At 53.8% G+C, this 6,584-nt stretch carries 4 protein-coding genes and 1 pseudogene; all 5 read right to left on the reverse strand.

Features of this window, described 5'->3' with window-relative positions; all coding sequences use genetic code 11:
* Positions 1 to 113: 113 nt before the first annotated feature.
* The 5 genes and pseudogenes from RAC60_RS06105 to RAC60_RS06125 all read right to left on the reverse strand — a co-directional run bounded on the left by RAC60_RS06105 (position 114) and on the right by RAC60_RS06125 (position 6,252).
* Positions 114 to 668 carry a single-stranded DNA-binding protein gene (locus RAC60_RS06105; RefSeq protein ID WP_375092976.1) on the reverse strand — a complete coding sequence of 185 codons (555 nt, stop codon included), beginning with the start codon at positions 666 to 668 and terminating at the stop codon, positions 114 to 116.
* A gap of 75 nt (positions 669 to 743) precedes the next feature.
* Entirely contained in the window at positions 744 to 1,253 is a 510-nt protein-coding gene (locus tag RAC60_RS06110; protein ID WP_014606858.1) for an STY4534 family ICE replication protein, read from the reverse strand.
* Between the two features lie 631 nt (positions 1,254 to 1,884).
* Positions 1,885 to 3,903 (reverse strand): DNA topoisomerase III, encoded by a 2,019-nt coding sequence (locus RAC60_RS06115; protein ID WP_375092978.1) that lies wholly within the window; start codon positions 3,901 to 3,903, stop codon positions 1,885 to 1,887.
* Positions 3,904 to 3,915: 12 nt separating this feature from the next.
* Positions 3,916 to 4,638, reverse strand: coding sequence for a PFL_4669 family integrating conjugative element protein (locus RAC60_RS06120; protein ID WP_205951032.1), 723 nt, complete (start codon positions 4,636 to 4,638; stop codon positions 3,916 to 3,918).
* A gap of 499 nt (positions 4,639 to 5,137) precedes the next feature.
* Positions 5,138 to 6,252, reverse strand: a pseudogene (locus tag RAC60_RS06125) (IS3 family transposase).
* Between the last annotated feature and the right edge of the window lie 332 nt (positions 6,253 to 6,584).

Raw genomic sequence — 6,584 nt, forward strand, 5'->3', positions numbered from 1 at the left:
AGAGAACGGACGGCCAGTCAAAGTCATCACGGTTTCCCGAAACCCTGAGGCCGCTTACGAAAAAAAAGCGCCAGAAAAAACTGGCGCCGTGAGGGTATAACCTGATAAATCCTTTACGAAATTGCGTAGATGGCCTTACGACAGACGCCATAGCCGTGTCCGAGGAACGGTATGTCATCATCAAAGTCCATTGGCGGCTCGTTCGCCGGATTACTGGGAGCCGACTGTTGTGCCTGAGAGGGCTGAGGCTGTTGAGGCTGGCCCCATCCATTCTGCTGGCCTGACGGCTTATTGTTTCCACTGGTGTTGGTGCTGTTTTTAGCCCCGCCCAGCATCTGCATCGTTCCGTTTACATCAACCACGATTTCGGTCGTATAACGCTCAGTACCTTCGTTATCCTGCCATTTTCGTGTTCTGAGTTTGCCTTCGATATAGACCTGTGAACCCTTACGCAGGTATTCACCGGCAATTTCAGCCAGCTTTCCAAAAAGAACGACACGATGCCATTCGGTTTTTTCCCGGTTTTCACCGGTCTGTTTGTCACGCCAGGTTTCTGAAGTGGCCACTGAAAGGCTGGTCACAGCAGTACTGTTTGGCATGTAACGAACTTCGGGGTCCTGACCGAGATTACCGACCAGGATAACTTTGTTGACGCCGCGTGCGGACATAATGAATTCCTCTTAGAAATGGGGTTGAGAGGAACACACCCGCCGGGATGTGTTCCGGCGGTGTGTCCGTGACGCTTAGAAAGATTCCGGATCGTAAGCCTTTTGAGCGGCCGGACCGGTTTCTGGCGTCTGGGAAGCGTTAGGAGCCTTGTAAACAACGTCCTGCCCCTTTTTGATGAACTCAACCTTTATCAGGCGAGCCTTCAGTGAGGGGCGGGATTCACCGGCATGCTCACCGCTTTGCAGGGTAAACACGTCGGCTTTCAGGCCACTGAGTACAAATCCAATCAGGACTTTTTCCTCTTCATCAACGGCTTTCTGGCAGCGGTTGATGAGGGAGGTCTGCTCTTTACCTGCAACGGTAATGTCGAAGCGGGTATAGGAAGCGTTGTCAGTCGGACCTGTCAGGGCATTGATTACGGCACAGGTAAACTCACCATTAGAGCCCTGCAGTCGACGAATCGAACTGAGGTAGCCGATACCACTGACGTTGAGGTTAAAGTACTCTTTCTGGTTGTTGCCGGTAGTGGCAGAGCCAGCAGAAGCAGTGTTGTTTGAAGCAGGGGTATTTGCAGTTGCAGTCATGATGTTATCTCCGGAGTAAAACGAAACAGGGTGCGGAGAAACATCAGTCCCGTGCGGGAGAGAGTTTCCCGCACGGGGTCAGCAGATAACTGCCGACAGGCTGAATTGGTGAAGAGGACCTTAACCTGGTATTCAGGTCCCTGTTTGCAAAGGTTAACAGGTTTGAACCGCCCGAAAGCGCCATCTCTCAGGTTGTGATGGCATTGGCATGTGATTACCCGAAGGCGTCCCTCTCAAATCACCGGAACATTGGCAGTTGTCGGAAGGACAACGTTTAGCCTCTTTATCTTTCACGTACACGCGGCGCTTGTCAATCTGGCCACGTATAAAAATTCATCAGTGCGCGGATAATAAAAAGCGGCACCTCACGGCACCGCCATTGGGGTCTGCACCATCGACCTTTTGTTAACCTGCCTGAGGCAGTTGCTCCGCTGGCGTGTTCAGCTCCTGGCACGGATTTCACGGAGTTTTCGTGCCTTGACGCCTCCCGCACAGGTAGTAGGGGGCGACCAGACTGTACTCCGGCAGCACATGCATTAGATGCTGACGGAGCCCGCAGTCACGGGGTGCGGCTTCAGAGCCGGCGTCACAATAACAAAGGCGCTACACGCCCGCAATCGGATAAGACGGGTTAATTCTTTTTTGTTTTTGCCGACTTAGCTCTGCCTGAGCTTTTACGCCTGCCAGTATCCAGACTGATAATGCCTTTGCATTCCGGGTAGCGCGTACAACTGCGGAATTCTCCTTTAGGGCTCCTGCGCAGGGCAGTTTTGCTGCCGCAGAGCGGGCACGGAGGCGAAGGAGGCACCCGGATGCTGATGCGCTGCTGCATACCCTGGCTGACTAATGTCGAGGTCCAGGCGGTCTGACGCTGCAGAAAATCGTTCAGATTCATACGGCCGGCAGCAACTTCGTCAAGCGCCTGCTCCCAGAGTGCAGTCATACCCGGGTCGGTCAGCTGCGCTGGCAGGGCATCGATGACGTCCGCCCCCAGGTCTGTTGCCAGCAGTTTACTGCCTTTGAGCGTGATGAAACGGCGGCTCAGCAGCTGCTCGATGATACCGGCCCGCGTTGCTTCAGTGCCGAGCCCGGCGTTTTCTTTGAGGATTTTACGCAGCTGAATGTCCGCGACATACGCAGCGGCGTTCATCATGGCACCAATCAGCGTGTCAAAGCTGTAATGCGCAGGCGGCTGGGTCATCAGCTGCTTAACCTCTGCGCCGGTAACGCCGCACTGTGCCCCTTTGCTGAGCGGTGGCAGGGCACCTGCGCTGTCTTCCTCAGCAGCATTCTTGCTCTCTTCGTCCTTTGTAAACAGCACTTTCCAGCCCTTTAAGACTTCAGTGCGGCCAGTCGTGCGAAACAGCTGGCCACCGATATCAAAGGAAATGCACGTCGCATCCGACTCGCAGAGCGGCAGGAACTGGGCCAGGTAGTTTCGGCGGATAAGCAGGTAGACCTGGCGCTCTGTCTCAGTCAGGGTGGACAGCTGAACGGCGTTGCGCGTGGGGATAATGCCGTGGTGCGCAGTGATTTTTTTATCGTTCCAGATGCGGGAAACAAACCCTCTGTCCAGTTGTGAAAGCAGGGATGCGAACTCAGGTGAGGGGGCAGTACGCGCCATGGCATCAAATACGGCCGGGATTTCTTCCCGCATCGACTCCGGCAGCCAGCCGCAGTCTGTGCGGGGATAGGTTGTGGCCTTGTGCTTTTCATAAAGGCTCTGAGCAGTGTCCAGCACCTGCTGTGGCGACATATTCCACATCTTGCCGCAGGCCCGCTGCAGCGTTCCCAGTGAAAAAGCCAGCGGGGCGGCCTCTTTCTCGCGTTTTGTTTCGTACTCCGTCACCGTAGCGACACCCGCCTGACGGCAGAGCTGCGCCACCTGCTGAGCAATATTCTGGTGAATACAGCGCTTTTCCTCATCCGTATAGACGGCGGCCGGCACCCATGACGCCTGAAAACTGATGCCTGAAATACTGAGCGTGGCCTTAACCTGCCAGTAGGGCTTCGGCACGAAAGCGGCTATCTCGCGGTCGCGACGGACAACCAGCGCCAGCGTGGGCGTCTGTACCCGCCCGACTGAGACCACCCCCTCAAAACCTGCTTCGGCCGCACGGAGGGTGTACAGCCGGGACAGGTTCATGCCGACCAGCCAGTCCGCGCGTGAACGGCCCAGCCCTGCATGGTACATCCCGACCGATGCCTGTCCCGGGCGCAGGTCACTCAGAGCAGTCCGCACGCTCAGCTCGTCCAGCGCCGAAAACCACAGGCGCAGAATTTTCCCCTCCCAGCCGCAGTAGTCCAGCAGTTCGCGGGCGATGACTTCACCTTCACGATCGGCATCGGTGGCAATCACCACCTCATCTGCCTGCCTGAGCAGTTTCTCAATGACCTTAAACTGTTCCTGCGTGTCCTTTTTAACGACAACCTGCCACCTTGAAGGGAGAACTGGCAGCACGGACAGTGACCAGGGCTTGCCGTACTGCTGGCCGTAAACTTCTGGCGGTGCGATCTCCAGCAGATGGCCTACCGCCCAGGTGACCGTCGCGCCGTTTCCCGTTATAAAACCGTCACCGCGTCGGGTCGCGCCCAGTACGGTGGCGAGGTCACGCCCCTGAGAAGGCTTTTCGCACAAAAATAACCGCATCACCGGCCCCCGCTATTGACCGGCTTTATAACGCAGGCGCAGAAGATTCACGCTGGCCTCGTTAATCGGCGGAGAAAATGCCGAGCGTTTCTCACCGAGCAGAACCGCGCGATCGGGTTCACCTGCCGCCTCGCAGGCAATGCGCCATGTCTCGTTATCTTCAGCAGCGTCAAGACGGGTTGCGCCTACTTTTCGATAGCGTAAAACAGAACCATAAATCTCTCTCAGCAGACGGCTTCCGCTCGCCAGCATGTCATAACGTTGACTGCGGGAGATCACACCATAATGGGCAGCCTGCAAAACCCTTTTTGCATACTGATCAAATCCCATCAGTAAAAAAACGCACCGGTAACCGAGTGGGGTGCCACTGAATACCGTCAGATCCAGCGTTTCAGCTGCCTGTGCATCTGTAATACTGACACCCGCAGGCACGAAACTCATCTGCTTATCCAGGGAGGCGATAAGTTCATTCATCTGCTGACTGGCATGCTCAATCTTTTCTTCAAGGGTCAGCATGGCCATATCAGCCCATGGTTCGTTTTGCTGAGAATCGCGGTTGATCTGTGTGGCACGATGAAGGAACTGGGGCATCCCCATAATCGGCTGCTTTCCCTTTTTACCGTCTTCACGCTTCTCCGCTTTGCGGCCTTCCCATAAACCAATCGCATAATTAGTGTGCAGTTCAATTCGTAGTTCAGACTGAAGCGCACCGGCCCTGTTTTTCTTCTCTGCCATCGTTAATACCTGCATTCAGTTAAGATGAACCGGCATCATCCTGAAAGCGCAGTTTTAACAATAGCCAGAAACTCATAATCCCGGTTCTCTAATTACAGGCTGTTCAATTTTTGGTCTTGCTGCGCCCCGCAGCAAGAACGTTTTTTGACCAGTTGCGCGAAGCAATGTGGCCGGAACGGCTACCGCAAGCGGAAGGTGCTACGTCATGATGAAAACTCGCTGGCCTGGAACCGGGAAGGCGCCGGGCAGAGACTTTACGCCGGTTTTGTGCGAAGCAAGATAGCCAACAGGACGCCCGGCGTAAGATCACCCGGCCTCAGTGATACGGGAAGAAACGGCCGTTCCGGCCATGTATCCGCCTTTAAAAGCTTGAAAAATGGCCACCCGAACCTATCTGATGGAACCCGTTGTCAGCGACGGGGATGTGCCCATGTACTGACAGGGGATGACGTCGGGCAGATGTTTCGTCGGCAGGCCGTACTGAATCGCCACGGATAATCTAGACACTTCTGAGCCGTTGATAGTACTGGTTTTCATATTCTGTCGGTGACATCTGATCGCTCGAACCATGCCGACGCTTACTGTTATAGAACATCTCGATGTAATCAAAAATATCACTGCGGGCTTCTTCCCGCGTTCCGTAGATCTTTATCTTTATCCGTTCGCGTTTCAGCAACTGGAAAAAGCTTTCTGCAACCGCATTATCGTGGCAGTTACCGCGACGGCTCATGCTGCTCTCCAGGCTGTGTGATTTCAGGAACGACTGCCACTCATGGCTTGTGTACTGACTGCCCTGATCAGAGTGAATCAATACCTGTTTTTGAGGATTACGCCTCCACACCGCCATAAGTAATGCGTTCAGGACAATCTCTTATGTCATGCGGGGTTGCGTTGACCAGCCAATAACCTTACGTGAGAACAAGTCAACAACCACAGCCAGATACAGCCATCCTTCGTGGCTCCTGATGTAGGTTATGTCCGTTACCCAACGCTTATCCGGAGCATCCGGATTGAACTGCCGCTGGAGCCTGTTAGGCGACACGATACTGGCTTCGCCTTTACGTGCCCGTGGGCTACGGTACCCAACCTGAGCTTTTATTCCGGCACGCTTCATCAGCCGCAAGACCCGGTTCACTCCGCACTGCTGACCGGTATCATGCAGATCGAGATGGATCTTGCGATAACCATAGACGCAGCCAGACTCAAGCCAGAACTGTTTGATCTGCCCGGTCAGCATCTGGTCTGCATGGTAACGCTGTGAATGTGGCTGCTGAAGCCAGAAATAAAATCCACCCGGATGTACATCCAGAACCCGACAGAGCAGGCGAACAGGCCAACAACGGCTGTTGTCGCTGATAAAGGCGTACCTCACTCGGACAGCTTTGCGAAGTACGCCGCGGCTTTTTTTAATATGTCCCGTTCGTCGGTAACCCGCTTCAGCTTTTTCTGGAGACGGCGGATCCCGGCCTGAGCATCCGACTGTGCATTATTAGTGGAAGAATCCGGACCGTACTTCTTTATCCAGGCGTAAAGGCTGTGGGTGGTGATATCGAGACGTGTTGCAACGCTGGAAACAGAATGATCACGATCAACAACCTGTTTGACTGCTTCAATTTTAAACTATTCTGGATAACGCTTACCGCTCATGGGCACCTCTCTTTAAGTCATCTTAAATGACTCTGAGGTGTCTGTTAAACCCGTGGCGATTCAATCTGCCGGATTTGAACCAGCCAAAACTCTTTTGTGTGATGTGTATGCCTGTAGCACGATGGAATTACATATTCATATTAGGTAATTTCTGCTTCTGGCACAAAGCGGGCTGTTCATTGATGATGTCCGCTATGAGCAAAAAGCAGAAATTCGCATTTGTTATAATATCCTGATGCAGCACTAACACTGAAATATGAGATTCAGTGGTGTGCAGGATATAATCACTAATTAATTAG

Source organism: Pantoea sp. BR_17, from assembly GCF_041955125.1.
GTDB classification, from domain to species: Bacteria; Pseudomonadota; Gammaproteobacteria; order Enterobacterales; family Enterobacteriaceae; genus Pantoea; species Pantoea stewartii.